This is a genomic window from Amycolatopsis deserti (assembly GCF_014653945.1).
GTDB lineage: Bacteria > Actinomycetota > Actinomycetes > Mycobacteriales > Pseudonocardiaceae > Amycolatopsis_E > Amycolatopsis_E deserti.
The window spans coordinates 136897-159255 of sequence record NZ_BNAU01000005.1 but is presented as its reverse complement, the minus strand read 5'-3'; the positions used below and the strand labels follow the sequence as shown (position 1 = coordinate 159255).

The following is a 22359-nucleotide window of genomic DNA, read 5'->3' as shown; positions in this document are numbered from 1 at the left end:
CCGGGAGGATAATCCCGCTCCTCACGGCTACCATCGGACGTCATGCAGCCCGCCGTCGTCTGGGATCCCGCCCTCCTCGGTTACGACCTCGGCGGTGAGCACCCGTTCAACCCGGTCCGGCTCGACCTCACCGTGCGGCTCGCCACCGAGCTGGGGGTCCTCGACGGCGTGGAACTGCTCGTGCCCGAGCCCGCCACCGACACCGAGTTGTACCGCATCCACTCCGAGGAGTACCTGGCGGCGGTCAAGCTGGCGCCGACCGCGGGCTGGGACGTCGGCCACGGCCTCGGCACCGCCGACAACCCGGTGTTCAGCGACATGCACGACGCCTCCGCCCTGGTCGTCGGCTCGACCCTGCTCGGCGCCCGCAAGATCGCCGACGGGGAGGCGCGCCGCGCGGTGAACATCGCCGGTGGCCTGCACCACGCCATGCGCGACCACGCGGCGGGCTTCTGCGTCTACAACGACTGCGCCGTCGCCATCTCCTGGCTGCTCGACCACGGTTTCGACCGCGTCGCCTACATCGACACCGACGTCCACCACGGCGACGGCGTGCAGGCCGCCTTCTACGGCGACCCCCGCGTGCTCACCGTCTCGCTGCACCAGCACCCGTTCACGCTGTGGCCGGGCACCGGGTACAGCGCCGAGACCGGCTCCGGCGAGGCCGAGGGCACGTCGGTGAACGTCCCGCTGCCGCCGGGCACGCGCGACGCGGGGTGGCTGCGCGCCTTCCACGCGGTCGTGCCGTCCCTGCTCGAGGCGTTCCGGCCGCAGATCCTGGTCACCCAATGCGGCGTGGACTCGCACGAGGAGGACCCGCTCGCCGACCTCGCGCTTTCGGTCGACGGCCACCGGACGATCTACGCTACTCTCCGTGACCTCGCAGAGCGCCACACCGAGGGCCGGTGGCTGGCCGTCGGCGGCGGCGGGTACCAGCTGATCCGCGTCGTGCCGCGGTCGTGGACCCACCTGATGGCGATCGTGCTCGACCGCGACGTGAAGCCCGAGACACCGCTGCCGCCCAACTGGGTCAGCACGGTCCTGCGGGCCGCGCCGAGCGCCGAGCTGCCGCCGGAGATGACCGACGGGCGGGACACGGCGTTCCGCTCCTGGGGCGACGGGGTGGACGACCCGGTCGACGTCGCGATCCGGGACACGCGCCGCGCGCTGTTCCCGCTGCACGGCCTCGACCCCGACGACCCGAGGGACTGACCCCACCGATCCGAGGAATCGACGTGAGATGAGCAGGACCGACACGCCCGGCGGGGCGCACGAGGACGAACCCGGCGGGACAGCTCCAGGGCAGGACGGCGGGTACCGCGCCCCGGCCGACGGGGGCCAGGGCGGTGGCGCCGGTGCGGGGGAGAACCTCGGGGTGGACCTTGGCGCGGTTTCCGGTGCGAGCCGCGAGCAGGGGCCCGGCGGTGACCGGGGCCAGGGACACGGTGCGGAGCTGAACGAGGCTGCCGGCGGCGGCCCGGGGCAGCCTGGCGGCGATCCGAACCCGGCCGGCAGCAGTGACCGGAACTGGGCAGGCGGCGCGGACGGCAGCGAGGCTGCCGGCGATGGCCCTCGCCGCGCCGGTCAGGACCGGGTGAGTGGCGCTGAGCGGAGCGGTGATCAGGACCGGGCGAGTGGCGCGGGCCGGAACCAGGGAGGCGCCACCGGCGGTGGCGGCGATCGGAAGCAGCCGGGCGAGCCCGGTCCCGCCGAGGGCGGTGCCGTTGAGTCCGGTGGCGCTGCGCGTGGTGGCGCGGAGCGGGGTGCCGTTGAGCCCAGTGGCGTTGCCCGTGGTGGCACGGAGCGGGGTGCCGCTGAGGCCGGTGGCCCCAACCGTGACCGGCATGGGCCCCGCGATCCCTACGACTACCCCCGCCACTGGGAGGCCGACGTTCTGCTCAGCGACGGCGGCACCGTCCACTTGCGACCCATCGTTCCCAGTGACGCCGACGCCCTCGTCGCCTTCCACGGCAAGCTTTCCGAGCGCACCCGGTACCTGCGCTACTTCGGCGCCTACCCGCGGATCCCGCAGCGGGATCTCGAGCGGTTCTCCGTCGTGGACCACCACGACCGCGTCGCGTTCGTCGCCCTGCTCGGTGACGACATCATCGCCGTGGGGCGGTACGAGCGGCTCGGGCACGGGCCGTCGGCCGAGGTGGCGTTCGTCGTCGACGACGCCCACCAGGGGCGCGGCGTCGGGTCGATCCTGCTGGAACACCTGGCCGCGGCTGCCTCCGAGAGCGGCCTGCGCCGGTTCGTCGCCGAGGTCCTCGCCGAGAACGCCGCCATGGTGCGCGTCTTCCGCGACGCCGGATACCAGGTCAGCCGCGCCATCGAGGAGGGCGTGCTGCACCTGGAGTTCGACATCGACCCCACCGAGGAGTCCCTCGCGGTGGCCCGGGCGCGGGAACAGGCCGCCGAGGCGCGCAGCGTCTTCAACCTGCTGCACCCGCGCTCGGTGGCCGTGATCGGGGCCTCCGCCGACCCCACCAAGGTAGGCTACTCGGTCCTGTCGAACCTGCTCGCCGCGGACTTCGCGGGCACCGTGTACCCGGTCAACCCGGAGCACCGCTCGGTGCGCGGGGTGCGCGCCTATCCGTCCGTTGTGGACATCCCGGATCCGGTGGACCTCGCGGTGGTCGCGGTTCCCGCCGACCAGGTCGAGTCCGTCTTGGACGGTGCCCTTGCCAAGGGCGTCAAGACGTTGCTCATCGTCACCGCCGGGTTCGGCGAGGCCGGACCGCACGGCCTGCACGCCGAGCTGCGCCTGGTCGGCGAGGCACGCGCGCACGGCATGCGCGTGGTCGGCCCGAACGCCCTCGGCGTGCTCAACACCGACCCGGCCGTGCGGCTCAACGCCACCCTCGCCCCGCGTCTGCCCAAACGCGGCCGCGCCGGGTTCTTCTGCCAGTCCGGCGCGCTGGGCACCGCGATCCTCGCTGACGCGGAGGCGCGCGGCCTGGGCCTGTCGACGTTCGTCTCCGCGGGCAACCGCGCTGACGTCTCGGGCAACGACCTGCTGCAGTACTGGGAAACCGACTCCAACACCGACCTCGTGCTGCTCTACCTGGAATCGTTCGGCAACCCGCGCAAGTTCGCGCGGCTGGCGCGGCGGCTGGGCCGGAGCAAACCGATCGTCGCGGTGAAGTCCGGGCGGCACGCGGTCCGCCCGCAGCTGGCCGCGACGTCGGCCGAGGTCGACGAGTCGAGCGTGCAGGCGCTGTTCGAGCAGGCCGGTGTGGTGCGGGTGGAGACGCTGGCGCAGCTGTTCGACACCGCGCTGGTGTTCGCGCACCAGCCGCTGCCCGCCGGCCCGCGGATCGGGATCGTCGGCAACTCCAGCGCGATCGGCCTGCTCGCCGCCGACACCGCCCGCGCGCAGGGGCTTCGGCTGGCGTTCGACCCGGTCGACGTCGGGCCGCAGGCCGGTCCGGACGACTTCGCCGCCGCGGTGCGGGAGGCGCTGAACAACCCGGAGACCGACGCGCTGGTCGCGGTGTTCGTGCCGCCGCTGTCGATCCCGGGCAGCACCTACGCGCGGGCGCTGCGTGAGGCGGCGCAGGAGCTGGACCAGAGCAAACCGATCGTCTCGACGTTCCTCGCCGCGGAGGGTGTGCCGGCCGAGCTGGCCGTGCCCGGCCCGGACGGCGCCCCCGGCCGCGGGTCGATCCCGTCCTACCCGAGCCCCGAGCGGGCGGTGAACGCGCTGGCGAAGGTCGTGCGGTACGCGGCGTGGCGGCAGCGGCCGCAGGGCACGCTGATCCGCCCCGACGGCCTGCACGTCGAACAGGCGGAGCAGGTCGTGCGCGACATCCTCGCCGGTGGCGACAAGAACGTGGTGCTCGAGGACGCCGACATCGTGCGGCTACTCGGGTGCTACGGGATCGACGTGGTGCCGTTCCGGATGGTGTCCAGCGCCGAGGGCGCGGTCGAGGCGGCCGAGGAGCTGGGCTACCCGGTGACGGTGAAGGCCGTGGACGAGCGGTTGCGCGGACGGCCGGACCTCGCGGGCGTGCGGCTCGACCTGGCCTCGGCCGACGCGGTGCGGCGTGGGTACGAGGACCTGAGCGAGGTGTCCGGCGAGCGGGACGTCTACGTGCAGAAGATGGCGCCGAAGGGCATTTCGTGCCTGATCGGGCTGCAGGACGACCCGTCGTTCGGCAGCCTGGTGTCGTTCGGGCTGTCCGGGCTGGTGAGCACGCTGCTGGGGGACCGGGCGTACCGGGCGGTGCCCCTGACCGACGTGGACGCCGCGACGCTCATCCGGGAGCCCAAGAGCGCCCCGCTGCTGACCGGGTACCGCGGTGACGAGCCGGCGGACCTGGCCGCGCTGCAGGACATGGTGCTGCGGGTGGCGGCGCTGGCGGAGGACCACCCGGAGGTGCGGGCGCTGACGCTGGACCCGGTGATGGCCTCGCCGGAGGGGGCGTTCGTCGCCAACGCGCGCATCGTGCTCGGCCCGCCGCCCGCCCGGCCGGACACCGGCCCCCGGCGGCTGCGTCCGATCAACGTGAGGTTCTGAAGCCGCCGGCAGAAGCCGGGCGGCCCGCGGTCCTGGCGGTGGCTGGTGCCCGGAGGTGGGCGCGGGCGGCGCCGGTGGCGCGGCTGGTTTCGCTCCGGGGATCGGGGACGGGATGCCCGCGGGTTTCCGCGGCGAGTGCTGGGTGCCGGATGGCGCTCGGGGTGATTGGGGCCTTGGGCGGGCGACTGAGTGGGGTGCTGGGTGGCGCTGGGGTGAGGGGCCGCGCAGGATGGCCCCGGTGGGTGCTGGGCGCCGGGGTGGCGCTCGGGGTGGTTGGGGGCCGCGGGAGGTGGCCCCGGTGGGTGTCGGGCCCGGGGTGGTCGGGGCTCGCGTGGGGTGGCGCTGGGGGGCGCCGCGTGGCGCCCAGGGTGATCGGGGGATTGTTCGGTAGTTGGTGGGCGCCCGGTGGCGCCAGCGGGGCGCGCCTTGCCCGGCGGGCGCCGCAACGTGGCAGGGGTGCCCCGGGGTGGCCGACGGCCGCCGCGCCTGGCCGTGAAGCTGCGCGCCTAGTCCGCCGCCTTCAGGATCGGTCGTAGGTCGTCCAGGTGGTCGAACAGGTGCCAGATGTAGGAGGACGTGCCGTTCTCCCGGTGGGGGTGCAGGTCGGCCAGCGCCGGGTCGCTCCGGTAGCTCTCGAACGCCTCCGGCGAGTCCCACTCCACCAGGATCATCACCTGCCGCGGGGCGATGTCGCCGGTGGCGCTGTCCCGGAACTTGCCCATCGCCACGACCCGGCCGCCGTGGGTGGCGACCTCCGCGGCCGACCGGCGCGCGTAGGCCAGGTACTCCTCCCGGTCGGCGACGTCGAACAGGTTCAGCGCGTACACCTTGCCCATGCCCGCCACTCTACGGCCGCACCGTCAGCCGCAGGGTGTACACGCAGTCCTTGCCCTCCCGCGACCAGATCGGATCCGCGCAGCCCGTCCCCTCCGCGGCCAACCTGCGCTTCACGATCTTGTACGTCGAGGTCCGCGGCAGCTGCGAGACGATGCGCACGAACCGGGGCAGCTGCTTCGGCCCGAGGTCCGGTTGCGCCGCCAGGAACGAGCCGAACTCCGCGGGCGACAGCGGCCCCGACAGCACGAGCGCGGCCATCACCTGGTCACCGACCGCCGGGTCCGGCACGGCGTACACCGCCGCCTCCGCGATCGCCGGGTGCCGGAGCAGGATCCGCTCGATCGGCGCGGTCCCCAGGTTCTCGCCGTCCACGCGCAGCCAGTCGCCGAGCCGTCCGGCGAAGAAGCAGAACCCGTTTTCGTCCACGTACGCCAGGTCGCCGGTGTGGTACCGCCCGTTGCGCAGGCGCTCGGCGTCCGCTTCGGGGTTGTTGTAGTAGCCCGCGAACGCCCCCGCACCGGCGGTGTTCACCAGCTCCCCGACCACGCCGGGCGGGCACACCGAGCCGGTCTCCGGGTCCAGCACCGCGACCCCTTCGGGCAGCCGGCCCAGCGAACCCGGCGGCGTGTCCGGCGTCCGGGCGAAGCCGATCCCGCCCTCGGTCGACCCGAACGCGTCGACCACGTGGCAGCCGAACCGCCGCCCGAACTCGGCCAGATCCGCCTCCGCGCCCTCGTTGCCGTACACGATCCGCAGCGGGTTGGCGGCATCATCCGGCAACGCAGGCGTCGCGAGCACGTACGACAGCGGCTTGCCCACGTAGTTCGCGTAGGTGGCCCCGAACCGCCGCACGTCCGGCAGGAACCCCGACGCCGAGAACCGCCGCCGCATCGCCAGCGTCGCCCCGGCCGCGAGCCCCACCGACCAGCCGGCCATGATCGCGTTGGAGTGGAACATCGGCATCGACAGGTACACGCAGTCCGATGTGGACAAGCCGAACCGGGAAGCGAGCATCTGCCCGGGGAAGGCGATCTTCTCGTGCGTGCACCGCACCGCCTTCGGATCGCCGCTGGTGCCGGAGGTGAAGATGAGCATCAGCAGGTCCGCGGGCGTTGCGGTCACCGGCGACAAGGCCGACCCCGCGCAGGAGGCGAGCAACGACGCCCACTCCGGCCCGTCCAGGTCCAGCACCGGGACGTCGATACCGGACAGCAGCGGCGCGTGCCGCCCCTCGGTCAGCACCAGCTGGCAGTCCGCGAGCCGGATGTCCCGCTCCAGCGCCGCGCCCCGCCGCGTCGGGTTCAGCCCCACCAGCACCGTCCCCGCGAACGCGCATCCGCCGAGCAGGAACGAGAACGACGGCACGTTGTCCGCGAGGATCCCGACGTGCCGGACCGGCCCGTTGAGCAGCGACCGCAACACCGCCGCGTGGTCCGCGCACTGCTGCACGTGCTCCCGCCACGTCCACGACGCGTCCTCGAACCGCAACCCCGGCCCGTCGTCCTCGGCGCGGGCCAGCAGCAGATCGGTGACCGTCATGACGCCGCGAGCAGGTCGCCCAGCACGCGCAGCTGCGCGGTGGCCCCGCCGAGGGTGAACTCGAGCCGTTTGGCCGCCACGAAGTACCGGTGCAGCTGGCCCTCGGTGTCGATCCCGACGCCGCCGTGCACGTGAACCGCGGTGTGCGCGACGCGGTGCCCGGCCTCGGCGGCCCAGTACTTCGCCGTCGCGACCTCCTCCGCCGCCGGCAGTCCCTCGGACAGGCGCCACGCCGCCTGCCACAGCGTCAGCCGCACCGCCTCCACGTCGATGTAGGCGTCCGCGAGCCGTTGCCGCACCGCCTGGAACGCCCCGATCGCGTGCCCGAACTGCTCCCGCGAGCGCGCGTACTCCGCCGTGCGGTGCAACGCGCTCTCCAGCACCCCGAGCTGCTGCGCGCACAACCCGACCGTCGCCCGCTCGCGCAACCACGCGTCGGAGATCGCCAAGCGCGTCGCGGGCACCCCGGCCAGCTCGACCAGCCCGGCGTCCGCGTGATCGACCACGCTCTGCGGCTGCACCCCCTCCGGCGCGACCACGAACACCGCGGTGCCATCCGGGGTCCGCGCGGGCACGACCAGCGCGTCGGCGAACGCGGCGAACGGCACCGCCGTCTGTACGCCCGAGACCCGCCAGCCGCTGCCGTCCGGTTCCGCCGTGAACCCGCACGGCGCGCCCGCGTCCGGCAGCGCCAGGGCCAGCACCGCCCGGCCGCGCACCGCCGGCACCACCCACTGCTCGATCAGCCGCCCGTCGCCGGCCTCGGCGATCGCGGACGCGGCCACCACGGTCGGCAGATACGGCACCTCGGCGACCGCCCGGCCGATCTCGGTCAGCACCGCGCACTGCCCGAGCAGCCCGAGTCCGCCGCCCCCGACCGCGGCCGGCAGCGCCGCGTCGATCACCCCCGCCCGCGCCAGCTCAGCCCAGGCCGCCCGGTCGAACCCACCCGAGCCGTGGGCGCTCGGCGTCGCCCGCTCGGCCAGGATCCGCCGGACGAGCGCGGCCAGCTCGGTGACGTCCTCACTCAGCGCGAAGTCCACGGGTTCCTCCTCAGCGGGTCACGGGCAGGGACAGGGCGGTCGCGGCGATCAGGTCGCGCTGGATCTCGTTCGTGCCGCCGCCGAAGGTCAGGATCAGCGCCGAGCGGTGCGCCCGTTCCAGCCGCCCGCGCAGCACGGCGCCGGGGGAGCCGGACCGCACCACCGCGCCCGGCCCGACGACCTCCATCAGCAGCCGGTACGCCTCGATCGCCAGCTCGGTGCCGAACACCTTCGTCGCCGACGCCTCCGCCGCGCCCAGCTCGTCCGACCCGGCCGCCCACGCGATCCGCCAGTTGCGCAGCTTCAGGTACTCGGCGTGGGCGTGCACGCGCGCCAGGTGCATCCGGACCCACTCGGCGTCGATGACCCGGCTGCCGTCCGGCTGCTTGGTGTCCCGCGCCCACCTCCGCACCTCGTCCAGCGCGGAGATGATCGGCGCGGCCGAGGTCAGCGCGACCCGCTCGTGGTTCAGCTGATTGGTGATCAGCGGCCAGCCGGCGTTCTCGTCGGCGATCCGGTTGGACACCGGCACCCGCACGCCGTCGTAGAAGGTCGCGCTCGTGCCGGGCCCGGCCACGGTGCGCACCTTGGTCCAGGAAAACCCGGGCGCGTCGGTCGGCACCACCAGGATGCTCAGCCCCTTGTGCCGTTTCGCCTCCGGATCGGTGCGTGCGGCCAGCCACACGTAGTCGGCGTACTCGATCAGGCTCGTCCACATCTTCTGGCCGGTGATCACGTAGGAGTCGCCGTCGCGGACCGCGCGGGTGCGCAGCGACGCCAGGTCGGTCCCGGCCTCCGGCTCGGAGTAGCCGATCGAGAAGTGCAGCTCGCCGGCGGCGATGCGGGGCAGGTAGAACGCCTTCTGGTCCGGGGTGCCGAACCGCATGATCGTGGGCCCGATCGTGTTGACCGTCAGGAACGGCACCGGCACCCCGGCCACGGCCGCCTCGTCGGTGAAGACCAGCTGGTCGAGCATCCGCCGGGCCTGCCCGCCGTACTCCTCCGGCCACCCGATCGCGAGCCACCCGTCCCGGCCCAGCTCGCGCACGATCTCCTTGTATGCCTTGCCATCCCCGTACTCGCCGCCGTCCCCGGCCAGCGCCTCGCGCCGCTCCGGGGTCATCAGCCGGGCGAAGTAGTCGCGCAGTTCGCCGCGCAGCTCCTCCTGGTCGGGCGTGTAGCTGATCCGCATGCGTCACCTCCGGCCCGCCCGGTCGTTGCTGGAAGCAGACCGGTCCGTGGCGCTAGTCTAGAACACGTTCTATTTCTATCAGCTCTGCCGCCGAGGAGGAAAGCCATGGAGGTCGCCGTCGACCGGTCGCTGTGCGAGGCGAACGAGGTGTGCATCGGGTTCGCGCCCGCCGTGTTCGAGCTGGACGAGGACGAGGAGTTGCGCATCATCTCCTCCACGGTGCCCGAATCTGAAGTAGAACGTGTTTCGCGGGCGATCGCGGCTTGTCCGAAGAATGCGCTGTTCACGGTCGAGTAAACGGCAGAAACTGGGGGTTGTCCAAGACGAGAACAGATTCTAGTCTGGCCGTCGTGGAAGGTGAGAGGGAACCGCGGGTGGCGATCGTGACCGGCGCCGGGGCGGGACTGGGCCGGGCGGAGGCGCTCGCGCTGGCCCGTTCGGGTGCCTCGGTGGTCGTCAACGACGTCGCGGAAACCGCCAAGACCGTCGTCGACGAGATCGAGGCCGAGGGCGGCCGGGCGCTGCTCGTCACCGGGGACGTGGGCGAACGCGCCACCGCCGACGCCCTCGTCGAAGCCGCGCTCGACCACTTCGGCGGGCTGCACATCGTCGTCAACAACGCCGGGGTGCTTCGCGACCGGATGCTGTTCTCGATGTCCGACGAGGAGTGGGACACCGTGATCCGGGTGCACCTGCGGGGCCACTTCCTGTTGTCCCGCAACGCCACCGCGCACTGGCGCAAGCAGTCGAAGGAGACCGGGCGGCCGGTGTTCGCGCGGATCGTCAACACCGCGTCCGAGGCGTTCCTCGTTGGATCCGCCGGTCAGCCCAACTACGCGGCCGCCAAGGCCGGGATCGTGGGCCTCACGGTCGCCACCGCCCGCGGCGCCGCGCGCTACGGCGTGCGGGCCAACGCCATCTGCCCCCGCGCGCGCACCGCCATGACCGCGGACGTCTTCGGCGACGCGCCGGACGGCGGCGTCGACCCGTTGTCGGTGGACCACGTCGCCCCGTTCGTCGCGTTCCTGGCGTCGGAACGCGCGGAGCGCATCAACGGCCAGGTGTTCGTGGTGCACGGCGGCATGGTCGCGCTGCTCAAACCACCCGCGGTCGAGCAGCGGTTCGACACCACCGGTCCGCTGTGGACGGCCGAGGAGCTGGACACCACCGTGGGCGCGCACTTCGCCGACCGTGACCCCGAGACCATGTTCGCCGCCACCGAGATCCTGGAGCTCCCATGACACTCACCGTGCAGCCGCACCGCGAATCCGTCGGCCTCAAGACCGGTCAGCTCTACCTCGACGGCCAGTGGGGTCCGGGCACCGGCAGCGAATCCTGGACCCACCGGCACCCGGCCACCGGCGAGGAGATCGGCGAGTTCGCCATCGCCACCGAGGCCGACGTCGACGCCGCGGTCGCCTCGGCACGCGTGGCCTTCGAGTCCGGCGCCTGGTCCAACTCCCGCGCGAGCACCCGGGTCGCGGTCCTGCACCGCTACGCCGGCCTGCTGCGCGAGCACGCCGAGGAGCTGCGGGCGTTGCAGGCGCTGGACAACTCGGTGCCGCTGTCGTTCAGCAGCACGATCTACGCGACCTCGGTCGGCGCCGCGGCGGACGTGTTCGACCACCACGCCGGCTGGGTGGACAAGCTCGGCGGCGAGACCCTCACGCCGTACCAGGGCGGCGACCACCTGGCGATGACCTTCCGCGAGCCGATCGGCGTGGTGGCGGCGATCCTGCCGTGGAACGCGCCGTTCCTGCTGTTCGCGCAGAAGGTCGCCCCGGCGCTCGCGGCCGGGTGCACCATCGTGCTCAAACCTTCGGAGTACTGCACGTTCACCGTGCTGCGCATGGTCGAACTGCTCGTCGAGGCCGGGCTGCCGGCCGGCACGCTCAACGTCGTCACCGGCCCCGGCGACCCGGTCGGCGAAGCGCTGATCACCCACCCCGGCGTGGACAAGGTCAGCTTCACCGGCAGCCGCGCGGTGGGCAAGCACATCGTCGAGGCCTCCGCGAGCACGCTCAAGCGGGTCTCGCTCGAACTCGGCGGCAAGAGCCCGGCGCTGGTGTTCGCCGACGCGCCCAACGTCGCGCTGGCCGCCGCCACCGTCGTCGGCGCGGTCACCATGGGACTGTCCGGGCAGGCGTGCGTCGCCAACACCCGCGCCCTGGTGCACCGCGACGTCTACGACGAGTTCCTCGGCGCCGCGCAGGGCATGGCGCAGGCGATGACCTACGGCGACCCGTTCGACCCGGGCGTGATGGGCAGCCCGCTGATCAACGAGAAGCAACTGGCCCGCGTGCTCGGCTACATCGAGAAGGGCAAGGCCGAGGGCGCGCGTCTGGTCACGGGTGGCGAACGGCTCGGCGGCGACCTCGCGGGCGGCAACTTCGTCGCCCCGACCATCTTCGCCGACGTGGACAACCACGCCACCATCGCGCAGGAGGAGATCTTCGGCCCGGTGCTCGCGGTCGTCCCGTTCACCGACGAGGACGAGGCCGTGCGGCTGGCCAACGACACCGAGTACGGCCTCGGCGCGGGCTTGTTCACCGCCGACGTCCAGCGCGCCTTCCGGGTGTCCCGCAAGCTGCGGGCCGGCACGATCGGCATCAACGGCTTCCAGATCGAGCCGCACCTGCCCTTCGGCGGGTTCAAGCAGTCCGGGCTGGGCCGCGAGGGCGGCAAGTCCTCCATCGAGGCCTACACCGAGCTGAAGTCGGTGTACCTGCCGCTGACCGACGAGATGATGTGATGGGACGCCTCGACGGGAAGGCCGCGCTGATCACCGGCGCGGCCCGGGGACAGGGCGCGGCCGCGGCCCGGCGCTTCACACAGGAGGGCGCGAAGGTGATGGTCGCCGACGTCGCCGACGACGACGGCAAAGCCCTCGCCGAGGAGATCGGCGCGGTCTACCAGCACCTGGACGTCTCGCGCGAGGACGACTGGGCCGCCGCCGTGCAGCGCGCCGAGGACGAGTTCGGCGGGCTCACCGTGCTGGTGAACAACGCCGGAATTCTGCACTTCTCGGAGCTGGCGCACACGTCACTGGCCGATTACGAACGGGTCATCGGGATCAACCAGATCGGGGCGTTTCTCGGGATGCGCTCGGTCGTTGAACCGATGACGCGGGCCGGTGGCGGCTCGATCATCAACGTGTCCTCTGTGGAGGGTCTGGCCGGCATGCCGTTCCTCGTCGCCTACACCGCGAGCAAGTTCGCGATCCGCGGGATGACGAAGGTGGCCGCGCTGGAACTGGGGAGCAAGGGGATCCGGGTCAATTCGGTCCATCCCGGCATGATCGACACCAAGATGGTGTCCGACGCCGCGGGCGGAGCCGAGATCGACACGTCCTGGGTCGGCAAGAAGGTCGCGCTGGGCCGGGTCGGCAAGCCGGAGGAGATCGCGCACCTCGCGGTGTTCCTGGCCAGCGACGAGAGTTCCTACTGCACCGGCGCCGAGTTCGTCGCCGACGGCGGGGCCACGGCTACCCATGCTCTGAAGATTTAGGAGTGATCGACTTCACGGGAATACGGAGTAAACACCGCTAACGCAAAGCGGTTTCCCGCAAGGGAGTAAGACTCAGAGCAACGAGGCTGGGGTCGCGGAGGTGTGATGGGGTCACGCACGGGAACGCTCACGATACCGGGCACCGCCGCGCTCACCCAGGTCGGCCGCCTGTCCACACTGGCCTGGGAGGTGCTGCGGGCGATCCCGCGCAGGCCCTTCCAGTTCCGCGAGTGGATCCTGCAGTGCTGGTTCTTCGCGAGCGTGACGATCCTGCCGACCGCGCTCGTCGCGATCCCGTTCGGCGCGGTGATCGCGCTGCAGCTGGGCTCGCTGACGCAGCAGATCGGCGCGCAGTCGTTCACCGGCGCGGCCAGCGCGCTGGCGATCGTGCAGCAGGCCGCCCCGCTGATCACCGCCCTGCTCGTCGCGGGCGCCGGTGGCAGTGCCGTCTGTGCTGATATCGGGGCGCGCAAGATCCGCGAAGAGATCGACGCGATGGAGGTGCTCGGGGTCAACCCGATCCAGCGCCTCATCGTGCCGCGCGTGCTCGCCGCGATGGTGGTGTCCGTGCTGCTCAACGGCCTGGTCAGCGTGGTCGGCGTGCTGGGCGGCTACTTCTTCAACGTCGTCATGCAGGGCGGCACCCCGGGCGCGTACCTGGCCAGCTTCAACGCGCTGGCGCAGCTGCCCGACCTCTACGTCAGCGAGATCAAGGCGGTGCTGTACGGGTTCGTCGCCGGGGTGGTGGCCGCCTACCGCGGGCTCAACCCGGCCGGCGGGCCGAAGGGCGTCGGCGACGCGGTGAACCAGGCCGTGGTCATCACGTTCCTGCTGCTGTTCCTCATCAACGTCGTGCTGACCGCCATCTACCTGCGGATCGTTCCGCCGAAGGCGCTGTGATGACCGCGGAGACACTGGAACGCCAGCCGGGGGTGTCCGACCGGACACTCGAGATGATCGCGCGCCCGGGTGCGGTCCTGGAAGGGCTGGGCAGCCAGCTCTCGTTCTACGTCCGCGCGCTCGCCTGGGCGCCGCGCACGCTTCGCCGCTACCGCAGGGAAACGCTGCGGCTGCTGACCGAGGTCTGTTTCGGCACCGGCGGTCTGGCGGTGATCGGCGGGACACTCGGCGTGATGATCGGCATGACCCTGTTCACCGGTCTCATCGTCGGCCTGCAGGGCTACGCCGCGCTCAACCAGCTCGGCACCGCCGCGCTCACCGGGTTCATCTCGGCCTACTTCAACACCCGTGAGGTGGCGCCGCTGGCCGCGGGGCTCGCGTTGTCGGCGACTGTCGGCTGCGGGTTCACCGCCCAGCTCGGCGCGATGCGGATCTCCGAGGAGATCGACGCGCTCGAGGTGATGGCGGTGCCCAGCCTGCCGTACCTGGTCACCACGCGCGTGCTGGCCGGGCTCGGCGCGGTGATCCCGCTGTACGCGGTCGGCCTGCTGTCGTCCTACCTGGCCTCCCGGCAGGTCACGGTGTGGCTCTACGGCCAGTCCGCCGGCACCTACGACCACTACTTCGGGCTGTTCCTGCCGCCCGAGGACGTGCTGTGGTCGTTCGGCAAGGTGATCGTGTTCAGCGTGCTGGTGATCCTGTCGCACTGCTACTACGGCTACACCGCCAGCGGCGGGCCGGCCGGCGTCGGGGTCGCGGTGGGCCGCGCGGTGCGGACCTCGATCGTGCTGATCTCGGTGCTCGACTTCTTCCTCAGCCTGGCGGTCTGGGGCGCGACCACGACGGTGAGGATCGCGGGATGAGACGGGCAGTGCTGCTGCGGCGACTCTGGTACCAGGTGCTCGGCCTGGTGTTCCTCGTCGTGTGCGGGCTGTTCTTCGCCACCACGGTGGCCGCCTACAACAAGGAGTTCACCCCGGTCGCGATGGTGCGCCTGGAGACCGACCACGTCGGCAACCAGCTGCGCAAGGGCTCCGACGTCAAGATCCGCGGCGTCGTGGTCGGCGAGGTGCGCTCGATCGACGCGCTCGGCGACCACGCCGTGCTGGAGCTCGCGCTGGACCCGGGCCAGCTGAACCTGATCCCGGAAAACGTGTCGGCGCGGCTGCTGCCCAAGACCCTGTTCGGCGAACGCTACGTGGCGCTGCAGCTCCCGGCCGACCCGTCGGCGCGGCACATCGCGGCCGGGGACGTCATCCCGCAGGACCGCAGCAGCTCGGCGATCGAGCTCGAACAGGTGCTCAACAACGTCATGCCGCTGCTGCAGGCCGTCCAGCCGCAGAAGCTCGCCAGCACGCTCAGCGCGGTGTCCACCGCGCTCGACGGCCGCGGCCAGCAGCTCGGCGCCACGCTGGTGAACCTGTCCGAGTACCTGGCCGGGCTGAACCCGTCGCTGCCCGACATCAAGGCCGACATCACCGGGCTGGCCAACGTCGCGGACACCTACGACCGCGCCGCGCCGGACTTCCTGCAGGCGCTGGCCGACCTGACCACCACCACGAAGACGCTGGTCGACAAGCAGCAGACGCTGGCGCAGGTGTGGGCGTCGGTGACCACCGCGAGCGACAACCTGGACAGCTTCCTGCGCGTCAACCAGGCCAACCTGATCAACCTCACGGTCACCTCGCAGTCCACTTTGGAGGTACTGGCGAAGTACGCGCCGGAGTACCCGTGCCTGCTGCAGCAGCTGGCCGAGGCGGTCCCGCGCGCGTACCAGGCCTTCGGCGCCGGCACGGACAAGATGAACCACGTGACGATCCGGTTCATCGCCGACCGCACGAAGTACGAGCCGGGCAAGGACGAACCGGCCTACCTCGACAAGCGCGGCCCGCGCTGCTACCCGATGGTGCTGCCGCCGGGCCGCTGGCCGCAGTACCCGCCGGGCGGGCCGATCCAGGACGGCTCGACGCACCCGCCGGCCGGGCCGGGCGCGAGCGTTCCGCTGCCCAGCAACGGGATCATCGCGGGCGGTTCCTCCACCACGGGATCGGTGGCGAACTCGCCCGCCGAGCAGGACCTGATCGCCGCGCTGGTGTCGCCGGCCGCGCCGCAGGACGTGCCGGGGTGGGCGAGCCTGCTCGCCGGGCCGCTCTACCGCGGGGCGGAGGTGGAGGTCCAGTGAACCGGTTCCTGCCGTCGCTGATCAAGATCGCGATCTTCGCGGCCGTCACCGTGCTGCTGACCGGGATCCTCGGCGCGACCATCGCCAACACCAACTTCGGCGTCACCTCCACCTACACCGCGCGCTTCACCGACGCCTCCGGGCTGCACGAGGGCGACGACGTGCGGATCGTCGGCGTGAAGGTCGGGCAGGTGGACAGCATCACCGTCGAGCAGGACGGCGACACCAGCTACGCCGACGTGCACTTCACCGTCCAGTCGGCCTACCGCCTGCCCGGCTCGGTCACCGCCACCGTCAAGTACCGCAACCTGGTCGGGCAGCGGTACCTGTCGCTGGGCACCAACGTCCCCGGCGACGACCAGCTCGCGGCCGGCGGCATGATCCCGCCGGAGCGCACCCAGCCCGCGCTCAACCTCACCGTGCTGTTCAACGGGTTCAAGCCGCTGTTCGCCGCGCTCGACCCGCAGCAGGTCAACCAGCTCTCCTACGAGATCATCCAGGTGTTCCAGGGCGAGGGCGGCACGATCGAGAGCCTGCTGTCGCACACCGCGTCGCTCACCCAGACCATCGCCGACCGCGACCAGGTGATCGGCCAGGTCATCGGCAACCTCAACACCGTCCTGACGACGGTGAACGACCGCGGCCCACAGCTGTCCAACCTGATCGACCAAACCCAGCAGCTGGTCACCGGGCTGGCGCAGCAGCGCGGCCCGATCGGCGACGCGGTGTCCGCGCTGGGCGACCTCACCGACGCCACCGCCGGGCTGCTCGCCGACGCCCGCCCGCCGGTGCAGCAGGACATCGCCGCGCTCGGCACGCTGTCCGGCACCCTGGCCGACTCCGGGCAGCTGATCGACGAGCTGCTGAAGAAACTGCCCGGCAACCTGGAGAAGTTCACCCGGACCCTGAGCTACGGCGGCTGGTACAACTACTACCTCTGCGGCCTGACCGGGACGATCGGCGTGACCTCGCTGAACATCACGCTGCCGCTGCTCCCCCTTCCGGCGACCGAGCTTCCGGAGAGGTGCCAGACGTCATGAAGGCGCTCAAGGACCGCAACCAGGCCGCCGTCGGCGCGGTGACGCTCGTGCTCGTCGTGCTGGTGACGCTGGTGTCCTACTTCTCCGACGAGCTGCCGCTGCTCGGCACCGGCACCACCTACCAGGCCTACTTCGCCGAGTCCGCGGGCCTCGCGCCGGACAACGAGGTGCAGGTGGCCGGCGTGAAGGTCGGCCAGGTCACCGACGTGTCGCTGGCCGGGAAGAAGGTGCTGGTCAAGTTCAAGGTGGAGAACACCCGGGTCGGGAACGAGTCGACGGCGTCGATCGAGATCAAGACGCTGCTGGGCGAGAAGTACCTGGCGCTCAAACCCAAGGGTGAGGGCGCGCTGGACCCGGACGAGCCGATCCCGGTCGAGCGGACCACCACGCCGTTCCAGCTGCAGGACGCCTTCCAGCAGCTGTCCACGACGGTCGGGCAGATCGACACGAACCAGCTCGCGCGGAGTTTCGACGCGGTCGCCGACGCGCTCAAGGACACGCCGCAGCCGTTGCGCGACACGCTGTCCGGTCTGTCCGCGTTGTCGCGCACGGTGTCCTCCCGCGACCAGGAACTGGCGAACCTGCTGGCGAACACCAGCCAGGTGTCGCGGACCCTGGCCGACCGCAACGCCCAGCTCACCGCGATCATCAACGACGGCAACCTGCTGCTCGGCGAGCTGCAGCGGCGCCGGGACGCGATCAAGGCGCTGCTCACCGGCACCCAGCAGCTCGCGGCCCAGCTGTCCGGCCTGGTCGCCGACAACCGCGCGCAGCTGCGGCCGACGCTGGAACGGCTCGGCGAGGTCACCACGATCCTGCAGAACAACCAGGACAACCTGAACCGCAGCCTCGAGCTGCTCGCGCCGTTCACCCGCGTCGGCGCGAACGCGACCGGCAACGGCCGTTGGTTCGAGGGCTACATCTGCGGGCTGCTGCCGCCGGTGATCAAGGCGGGCGGACTGTCCATCAACCCCGAGGGCTGTACGCCGCCGCTCGCCGCGCCGGACCAGGGATTGGGGGGCGGATGACGCTCGACAGCCGTGCCTCGCGCGGCGCCTACCGCTGGGTCGCGACCGGGTGCGTGGTCGCGCTGCTGGTGACGGCCGGGTTGTTCCTGGTGTTCCGGGACACCGGCGGCACGCGGATCTCCGCGCTGTTCGACAAGACCGTCGGCCTCTACGCCGGATCGTCGGTGCGGGTGCTCGGCGTGCAGGTCGGGGAGATCACCGGGGTCACCCCGGAAGGCGCCGTGGTGCGCGTGGACATGCGGGTCGACGACGACGTGCGGATCCCGGCCGACGCCGGTGCCGTGGTGGTCGCGCCGAGCCTGGTCAGCGACCGGTACGTGCAGCTCACCCCGGCCTACGACACCGGTCCGGTGATGGCGTCGGGCACCGTGATCCCGCAGGAGCGCACCGCGACGCCGATGGAGCTGGACGACCTCTACGGCACGCTCGACAAGCTCTCCACCAGCCTGGGACCCAACGGCGCCAACGCCAACGGGGCGCTGTCCGATCTGCTGAACACCGCCGCCGCCAACCTCGAGGGCAACGGGCTCAACCTCAACAGCACGGTCACCGAGCTGGCGAACCTGTCGCGCACGCTGGACAACTCCAAGGACGACCTGTTCGCCACCGTGCGGAACCTGCAGTCGTTCACCACCGCGCTCGCGGACAGCGACGCGCAGCTCAACGAGTTCTACCAGCGGCTGGGGAACGTCACCGGTTTCCTCGCCGAAGACTCCGGCGACGTCAGCGCCGCGCTGGCCGCGCTCGGCTCGTCGCTCGGCGACGTGCAGAGCTTCGTGGCCGAGAACAAGGACCTGCTGACGTCCAATGTGGACAAGCTGGCGGGCATCACCCAGGTGCTGGTGGACCAGCGGGCCGCGCTCGCCGAGGTGCTCGACGTCGGCCCGACCGGCATGACGAACTTCATCAACTCCTACGACGCGGCCTCGGGCAGCATCGCGATCCGCTACAACGCCAACGAGTTCACCAACCCGCTGATCACCACGCTGTGCCGGCTGATCAAGGCCTCCACGCCGGTCGGGCTGCCGACTACGGTCAGCGACGCGTGCGAAGCGATCGCCCCGGTGGTCGAGGGCATCGCGAAGGTGCCGTCGATCCCGCAGCTGCTGGCCGACATCAACAGCGGCAAGCTCCCGCCGCTGCCCCTGCTGCCGCTGGTCGACATCCCGGAGGCCGGATCATGAGGCGGCTGACCGGGGTGCTGTGCGGGGTGCTGCTGCTTGTGGCCGGCTGCGGGACGGCCGGCTTCTCCGGGCTGTACAACACGCCGCTGCCGGGCGGGGCGGACCTCGGCGACCACCCGTACCGGATCACCGCCCAGTTCGCCGACGTGCTCGACCTGGTGCCGCAAGCCGCGGTGAAGGTCAACGACGTGCCGATCGGCCGGGTCGACACCATCACGCTGGCGCCGGACACGAAGTCGGCGATCGTCACCATGAGCCTCAACGGCGACCTGAAGATGCCGGAGAACTCCTTCGCCCAGCTGCGCCAGTCGAGCCTGCTGGGGGAGAAGTTCGTGCAGCTCGCCGAGCCGGCCGGGGAACCGGCCGCCGGGACGCTGCGCGAGGGCTCGGTGATCCCGCTGACCCGCACCAACCGCAACCCCGAGGTGGAGGAGGTGCTGGGCGCGCTGTCGCTGCTGCTCAACGGCGGCGGCGTGAACCAGCTGGCCGACATCACCCGCGAGCTGAACCACGCGCTCACCGGCAACGAGGCGGAGATCCGGGCGCTGCTGGCGCGGGTGGACCGGATCGCGACCGAGCTGGACGGGCAGAAGTCGGAGATCATCCGGGCGATCGACGGGCTCAACCGGCTGTCCGGCACGCTGGTCGCGCAGACCGCGAACCTGACCACCGCCCTGGACGGACTCGCGCCCGGCATGGCCGTGGTGACCCAGCAGCGGGACCAGCTCGTCGGGATGCTGCAGTCCCTCGACCGGCTCTCCGGGGTGGCCGTGGACACGATCAACGCCAGCCGGGAGTCGCTGCTGGCGGACCTGCGGGCGCTGGCCCCCACACTGTCCAAACTGGCCGAAGCGGGCACGAACCTGCCGGAGGCGCTGAAGATCCTGCCCACCTACCCGCTGCCCGACGTGGCCGGTGACGTGGTCAAGGGCGACTACGCGAACGTCACCGCGCGGCTGGACCTCAACCTGGACGCGATCTTCCAGAACATCGCCAACTCCGGCAAGTTCCCGTCGATCCAGCTGCCGAGCAACAACCAGACGAGCACGCCGGCCTCCGCGCCGCCGCTGGCGATCCCGCAGCCGCAGCCGGGCACGGCGGCCCAGACCCAGCCGGCGACCGGCTTGCTGCCGGGGCTGTCCGATCTGCTCGGCAACCTGCTCGGAGGGACGCCGTGATCACGCGCAAGCACCGGATCCAGCTGATCGCGTTCCTGCTGATCGCGCTCGCCTCGGTCGGCTACGCCGGCGGCGAGTACGCCGGGCTGGGCCGGTTGTTCGGCACCAGCGGCTACCTGGTGACGGCGAACCTGACCGAGTCGGGCGGGATCTTCGAAGGCGCCGAGGTGACCTACCGCGGGGTCGCGGTCGGGCGGGTGACCAAGCTGCACCTGACCGGCGAAGGGGTCGCGGTCGACCTGGACATCACCTCCGACGAGAAGATCCCGGCCGACACCGAGGCCGTGGTGGCGACCCGGTCGGCGGTCGGTGAGCAGTACGTCGACCTGCGCCCCAAGCACGAGGACGGGCCGTACCTGGCGAACGGGTCGGTGATCACCAGCGACCGCACGGCCATCCCGCTGTCGCCGGACACCGTGCTGGCCAACCTCGACCGACTGGTGTCCAGTGTGGACACCCAGTCGCTGAAGACGGTCGTGGACGAGACGTACAACGCGTTCGCCGGCAGCGGGCACGACCTGCAGCAACTGCTCGACACGGCGAACTCGTTCACCACCACGGCCACGGAGAACCTGCCGCAGACCAATCGGTTGCTCGCGGACGGCCGGACCGTGCTGGACACCCAGCAGCGGCAGGCCGACACGATCACCTCGATGGCGACCGGGCTGCGCACGATCGCCGAGCAGCTCAAGGGCGCCGACCCCGACCTGCGGAAGGTCATCGACACCACGCCGGGGCTCGCGCGGGACCTGGACACGATCCTCGCGACCTCCGGCACCGACCTCGGCGTGCTGATCGCGAACCTGCTCACCACCGCGCAGATCACCTCGGTGCGCACGGACGCGATCGAGGAGTTGCTGGTGGCCTACCCGGTGATCTCGGCGTTCACACGGTCGGTGTGGTCCAACGGCGAGGGGCACCTCGGGCTGGTGCTGAACTTCTTCGACCCGCACTCGTGCACCAAGGGCTACGAGACCACGCAGCAACGCCCGGCGAACGACACGCGCGAGGTCCCGGCGAACCGGCAGGCGTATTGCGCGGAGCCGCCGGGCAGTGCGACGGGCGTGCGGGGCGCGCAGAACGCGCCGTACGCGGGCAAGCCGGTCAACCCGGCGAAGCCGTCCAGCTCCGCGCCCGCGCCGCAGCAGTCCACGCCGACGCAGCTGCCCGGGGTGCTGGGGCTGGTCAGCGGGACCGTGGGTTCGCTCGGGCAGCTGCTGGGGCTGCCCGGATGACGCGCTTGCTGGGCGCGCTGGCCGCCGTCGCGGTGCTGGCCGCGGCGTGGTTCGGGTGGAGCTGGTGGAGCGCGGCGCACGACGACGGGCTGGTGCGCGCCCGGGACCGGGACGCGGTGGTCGCGGCCGCGGGGGACGCGCTGGTCGCGTTGAACACGATCGACTACCGGGACGCGGGCGCGGCGCTGGACCGGTGGATCGCGGTGACGAGCGGGCAGCTGGGCACGTCGCTGAGCGGGGACCGGCAGGGGCAGGCGGACCGGGCCACGGCGGCGAAACTGGTGGCGACGGCGTCGCTGCGGCAGATCGCCGTGACGGAGCTGACGGGGGACGCGGCGCGGGTGATCGCGGTGCTGGACGTGTCGATCGCCTCCGGTGGCGGTGAGCCGAAGCAGGGCCGCAGTCACCTGACGGCGGACGTGGCGCGGGCGGACGGGACCTGGAAGATCACGTCCGTGCAGGGGTCGTCGTGACTCCCCGCGTGGCGACGTGGGTTTCGGTGTTCACGGCGGTGATCGTGCTGGCGGGCGGGTTCGCCGGGTGGGCCGCGGTGCAGGCCGGCCAGTGGCGCACGTCGAACGCCGCGCTGGCCGATGCGCCGGCGACCGCCGAGGCGTCGGAGCAGATCAGCGCGGCCCTGAAAGCGGTGTTTTCCTACGACTACGGCAACCTGGCGCGAACCGAGCGCGCGGCGGCGTCGGTCCTGGTCGACGACGCGGTGGCCCAGTACCGGGACACGTTCGCCGCGGCGCAGGAACAGGCCGTGGCGCAGAAGCTGATCCGCACGACGACGGTGGCGTCGCTGGGCCTGCAGGACCTGACCGGCGACACGGCGCGGGCGCTGGCGTTCCTGGACCAGCAGACGCTGAACACCGCGACGGGCCAGCAGACCTCGTCCGCGGCGGCGTTGTCGGTGACGGCGCGCAAGGTGGACGGCGCCTGGAAGATCGCCGCCCTCACACCGCTGTGACG

At 71.8% G+C, this 22359-nt stretch carries 20 protein-coding genes; 16 read left to right on the top strand and 4 right to left on the bottom strand.

All coding sequences use genetic code 11. The features are described from left to right. Window positions 1–42: 42 nt before the first annotated feature. Together IE290_RS21835 and IE290_RS21830 are read left to right on the top strand one after the other, a co-directional pair. The gene (locus tag IE290_RS21835; RefSeq protein WP_191246539.1) at window positions 43–1212 is read left to right on the top strand and encodes an acetoin utilization protein AcuC; all 1170 of its coding nucleotides are present in this window, start codon (window positions 43–45) and stop codon (window positions 1210–1212) included. A gap of 682 nt (window positions 1213–1894) precedes the next feature. Then, complete coding sequence (locus IE290_RS21830; RefSeq protein WP_191246906.1) at window positions 1895–4522, top strand: bifunctional acetate--CoA ligase family protein/GNAT family N-acetyltransferase; 2628 nt, start codon at window positions 1895–1897, stop codon at window positions 4520–4522. 506 nt (window positions 4523–5028) lie between these two features. Here IE290_RS21830 and IE290_RS21825 read toward each other — a convergent pair. Genes IE290_RS21825 through IE290_RS21810 form a run of 4 tightly spaced genes read right to left on the bottom strand, consistent with a single transcriptional unit; the run spans window position 5029 to window position 9133 of the window. Further along, the gene (locus IE290_RS21825) at window positions 5029–5358 is read right to left on the bottom strand and encodes a DUF1330 domain-containing protein (RefSeq protein ID WP_191246538.1); all 330 of its coding nucleotides are present in this window, start codon (window positions 5356–5358) and stop codon (window positions 5029–5031) included. A 10-nt stretch (window positions 5359–5368) separates the two neighbouring features. Beyond that, window positions 5369–6898, bottom strand: a complete 1530-nt coding sequence (locus IE290_RS21820; protein WP_191246537.1) for a long-chain-fatty-acid--CoA ligase — start codon at window positions 6896–6898, stop codon at window positions 5369–5371. After that, a complete protein-coding gene (locus IE290_RS21815) occupies window positions 6895–7941 on the bottom strand; it encodes an acyl-CoA dehydrogenase family protein (protein WP_191246536.1) in 1047 nt (348 codons plus the stop codon). Before IE290_RS21815 ends, IE290_RS21820 begins: the two co-directional genes overlap by 4 nt. 10 nt (window positions 7942–7951) lie before the next feature. Then, window positions 7952–9133, bottom strand: coding sequence for an acyl-CoA dehydrogenase family protein (locus IE290_RS21810; RefSeq protein WP_191246535.1), 1182 nt, complete (start codon window positions 9131–9133; stop codon window positions 7952–7954). Between the two features lie 105 nt (window positions 9134–9238). On the opposite strand from IE290_RS21810, the gene IE290_RS21805 reads away from it, so the two are divergent. The 14 genes from IE290_RS21805 to IE290_RS21740 all read left to right on the top strand — a co-directional run bounded on the left by IE290_RS21805 (window position 9239) and on the right by IE290_RS21740 (window position 22357). After that, a complete protein-coding gene (locus tag IE290_RS21805; RefSeq protein WP_191246534.1) occupies window positions 9239–9430 on the top strand; it encodes a ferredoxin in 192 nt (63 codons plus the stop codon). A 53-nt stretch (window positions 9431–9483) separates the two neighbouring features. After that, window positions 9484–10374, top strand: a complete 891-nt coding sequence (locus IE290_RS21800; RefSeq protein ID WP_191246533.1) for a 3-oxoacyl-ACP reductase — start codon at window positions 9484–9486, stop codon at window positions 10372–10374. After that, window positions 10371–11885, top strand: coding sequence for an aldehyde dehydrogenase family protein (locus IE290_RS21795; protein WP_191246532.1), 1515 nt, complete (start codon window positions 10371–10373; stop codon window positions 11883–11885). The genes IE290_RS21800 and IE290_RS21795 overlap by 4 nt, the downstream gene beginning before the upstream one ends. Continuing rightward, a complete protein-coding gene (locus IE290_RS21790; RefSeq protein ID WP_191246531.1) occupies window positions 11885–12640 on the top strand; it encodes a glucose 1-dehydrogenase in 756 nt (251 codons plus the stop codon). The genes IE290_RS21795 and IE290_RS21790 overlap by 1 nt, the downstream gene beginning before the upstream one ends. A 105-nt stretch (window positions 12641–12745) precedes the next feature. Beyond that, window positions 12746–13540: an MlaE family ABC transporter permease gene (locus tag IE290_RS21785; RefSeq protein WP_094007530.1), complete on the top strand. Its 795-nt coding sequence runs from the start codon at window positions 12746–12748 to the stop codon at window positions 13538–13540. After that, window positions 13540–14403 carry an MlaE family ABC transporter permease gene (locus IE290_RS21780; protein WP_191246530.1) on the top strand — a complete coding sequence of 288 codons (864 nt, stop codon included), beginning with the start codon at window positions 13540–13542 and terminating at the stop codon, window positions 14401–14403. Before IE290_RS21785 ends, IE290_RS21780 begins: the two co-directional genes overlap by 1 nt. Further along, a complete protein-coding gene (locus IE290_RS21775; RefSeq protein WP_191246529.1) occupies window positions 14400–15722 on the top strand; it encodes an MCE family protein in 1323 nt (440 codons plus the stop codon). Before IE290_RS21780 ends, IE290_RS21775 begins: the two co-directional genes overlap by 4 nt. Continuing rightward, window positions 15719–16762 (top strand): MCE family protein, encoded by a 1044-nt coding sequence (locus IE290_RS21770; protein ID WP_191246528.1) that lies wholly within the window; start codon window positions 15719–15721, stop codon window positions 16760–16762. Before IE290_RS21775 ends, IE290_RS21770 begins: the two co-directional genes overlap by 4 nt. Beyond that, window positions 16759–17790 carry an MCE family protein gene (locus IE290_RS21765; RefSeq protein ID WP_191246527.1) on the top strand — a complete coding sequence of 344 codons (1032 nt, stop codon included), beginning with the start codon at window positions 16759–16761 and terminating at the stop codon, window positions 17788–17790. The genes IE290_RS21770 and IE290_RS21765 overlap by 4 nt, the downstream gene beginning before the upstream one ends. Beyond that, on the top strand, window positions 17787–18974 hold the full coding sequence (locus IE290_RS21760; RefSeq protein WP_191246526.1) for an MCE family protein: 1188 nt from the start codon (window positions 17787–17789) through the stop codon (window positions 18972–18974). Before IE290_RS21765 ends, IE290_RS21760 begins: the two co-directional genes overlap by 4 nt. Next, complete coding sequence (locus IE290_RS21755; RefSeq protein WP_191246525.1) at window positions 18971–20152, top strand: MCE family protein; 1182 nt, start codon at window positions 18971–18973, stop codon at window positions 20150–20152. The genes IE290_RS21760 and IE290_RS21755 overlap by 4 nt, the downstream gene beginning before the upstream one ends. Continuing rightward, on the top strand, window positions 20149–21387 hold the full coding sequence (locus IE290_RS21750; RefSeq protein ID WP_191246524.1) for an MCE family protein: 1239 nt from the start codon (window positions 20149–20151) through the stop codon (window positions 21385–21387). Before IE290_RS21755 ends, IE290_RS21750 begins: the two co-directional genes overlap by 4 nt. Then, a complete protein-coding gene (locus IE290_RS21745; RefSeq protein WP_191246523.1) occupies window positions 21384–21860 on the top strand; it encodes a nuclear transport factor 2 family protein in 477 nt (158 codons plus the stop codon). The genes IE290_RS21750 and IE290_RS21745 overlap by 4 nt, the downstream gene beginning before the upstream one ends. Then, on the top strand, window positions 21857–22357 hold the full coding sequence (locus IE290_RS21740; RefSeq protein ID WP_191246522.1) for a nuclear transport factor 2 family protein: 501 nt from the start codon (window positions 21857–21859) through the stop codon (window positions 22355–22357). The genes IE290_RS21745 and IE290_RS21740 overlap by 4 nt, the downstream gene beginning before the upstream one ends. The last annotated feature ends 2 nt before the right edge of the window (window positions 22358–22359 follow it).

What these genes read in the sequence shown, in the direction of transcription:
- IE290_RS21780 (WP_191246530.1), top strand. Translation starts at nt 13,540, where the DNA reads ATGACCGCGGAGACACTGGAACGCCAGCCGGGGGTGTCCGACCGGACA.
- IE290_RS21775 (WP_191246529.1), top strand. Translation starts at nt 14,400, where the DNA reads ATGAGACGGGCAGTGCTGCTGCGGCGACTCTGGTACCAGGTGCTCGGC.
- IE290_RS21765 (WP_191246527.1), top strand. Translation starts at nt 16,759, where the DNA reads ATGAAGGCGCTCAAGGACCGCAACCAGGCCGCCGTCGGCGCGGTGACG.
- IE290_RS21785 (WP_094007530.1), top strand. Translation starts at nt 12,746, where the DNA reads ATGGGGTCACGCACGGGAACGCTCACGATACCGGGCACCGCCGCGCTC.
- IE290_RS21745 (WP_191246523.1), top strand. Translation starts at nt 21,384, where the DNA reads ATGACGCGCTTGCTGGGCGCGCTGGCCGCCGTCGCGGTGCTGGCCGCG.
- IE290_RS21755 (WP_191246525.1), top strand. Translation starts at nt 18,971, where the DNA reads ATGAGGCGGCTGACCGGGGTGCTGTGCGGGGTGCTGCTGCTTGTGGCC.
- IE290_RS21825 (WP_191246538.1), bottom strand. Translation starts at nt 5,358, where the DNA reads ATGGGCAAGGTGTACGCGCTGAACCTGTTCGACGTCGCCGACCGGGAG.
- IE290_RS21810 (WP_191246535.1), bottom strand. Translation starts at nt 9,133, where the DNA reads ATGCGGATCAGCTACACGCCCGACCAGGAGGAGCTGCGCGGCGAACTG.
- IE290_RS21795 (WP_191246532.1), top strand. Translation starts at nt 10,371, where the DNA reads ATGACACTCACCGTGCAGCCGCACCGCGAATCCGTCGGCCTCAAGACC.
- IE290_RS21805 (WP_191246534.1), top strand. Translation starts at nt 9,239, where the DNA reads ATGGAGGTCGCCGTCGACCGGTCGCTGTGCGAGGCGAACGAGGTGTGC.
- IE290_RS21820 (WP_191246537.1), bottom strand. Translation starts at nt 6,898, where the DNA reads ATGACGGTCACCGATCTGCTGCTGGCCCGCGCCGAGGACGACGGGCCG.
- IE290_RS21835 (WP_191246539.1), top strand. Translation starts at nt 43, where the DNA reads ATGCAGCCCGCCGTCGTCTGGGATCCCGCCCTCCTCGGTTACGACCTC.
- IE290_RS21760 (WP_191246526.1), top strand. Translation starts at nt 17,787, where the DNA reads ATGACGCTCGACAGCCGTGCCTCGCGCGGCGCCTACCGCTGGGTCGCG.
- IE290_RS21790 (WP_191246531.1), top strand. Translation starts at nt 11,885, where the DNA reads ATGGGACGCCTCGACGGGAAGGCCGCGCTGATCACCGGCGCGGCCCGG.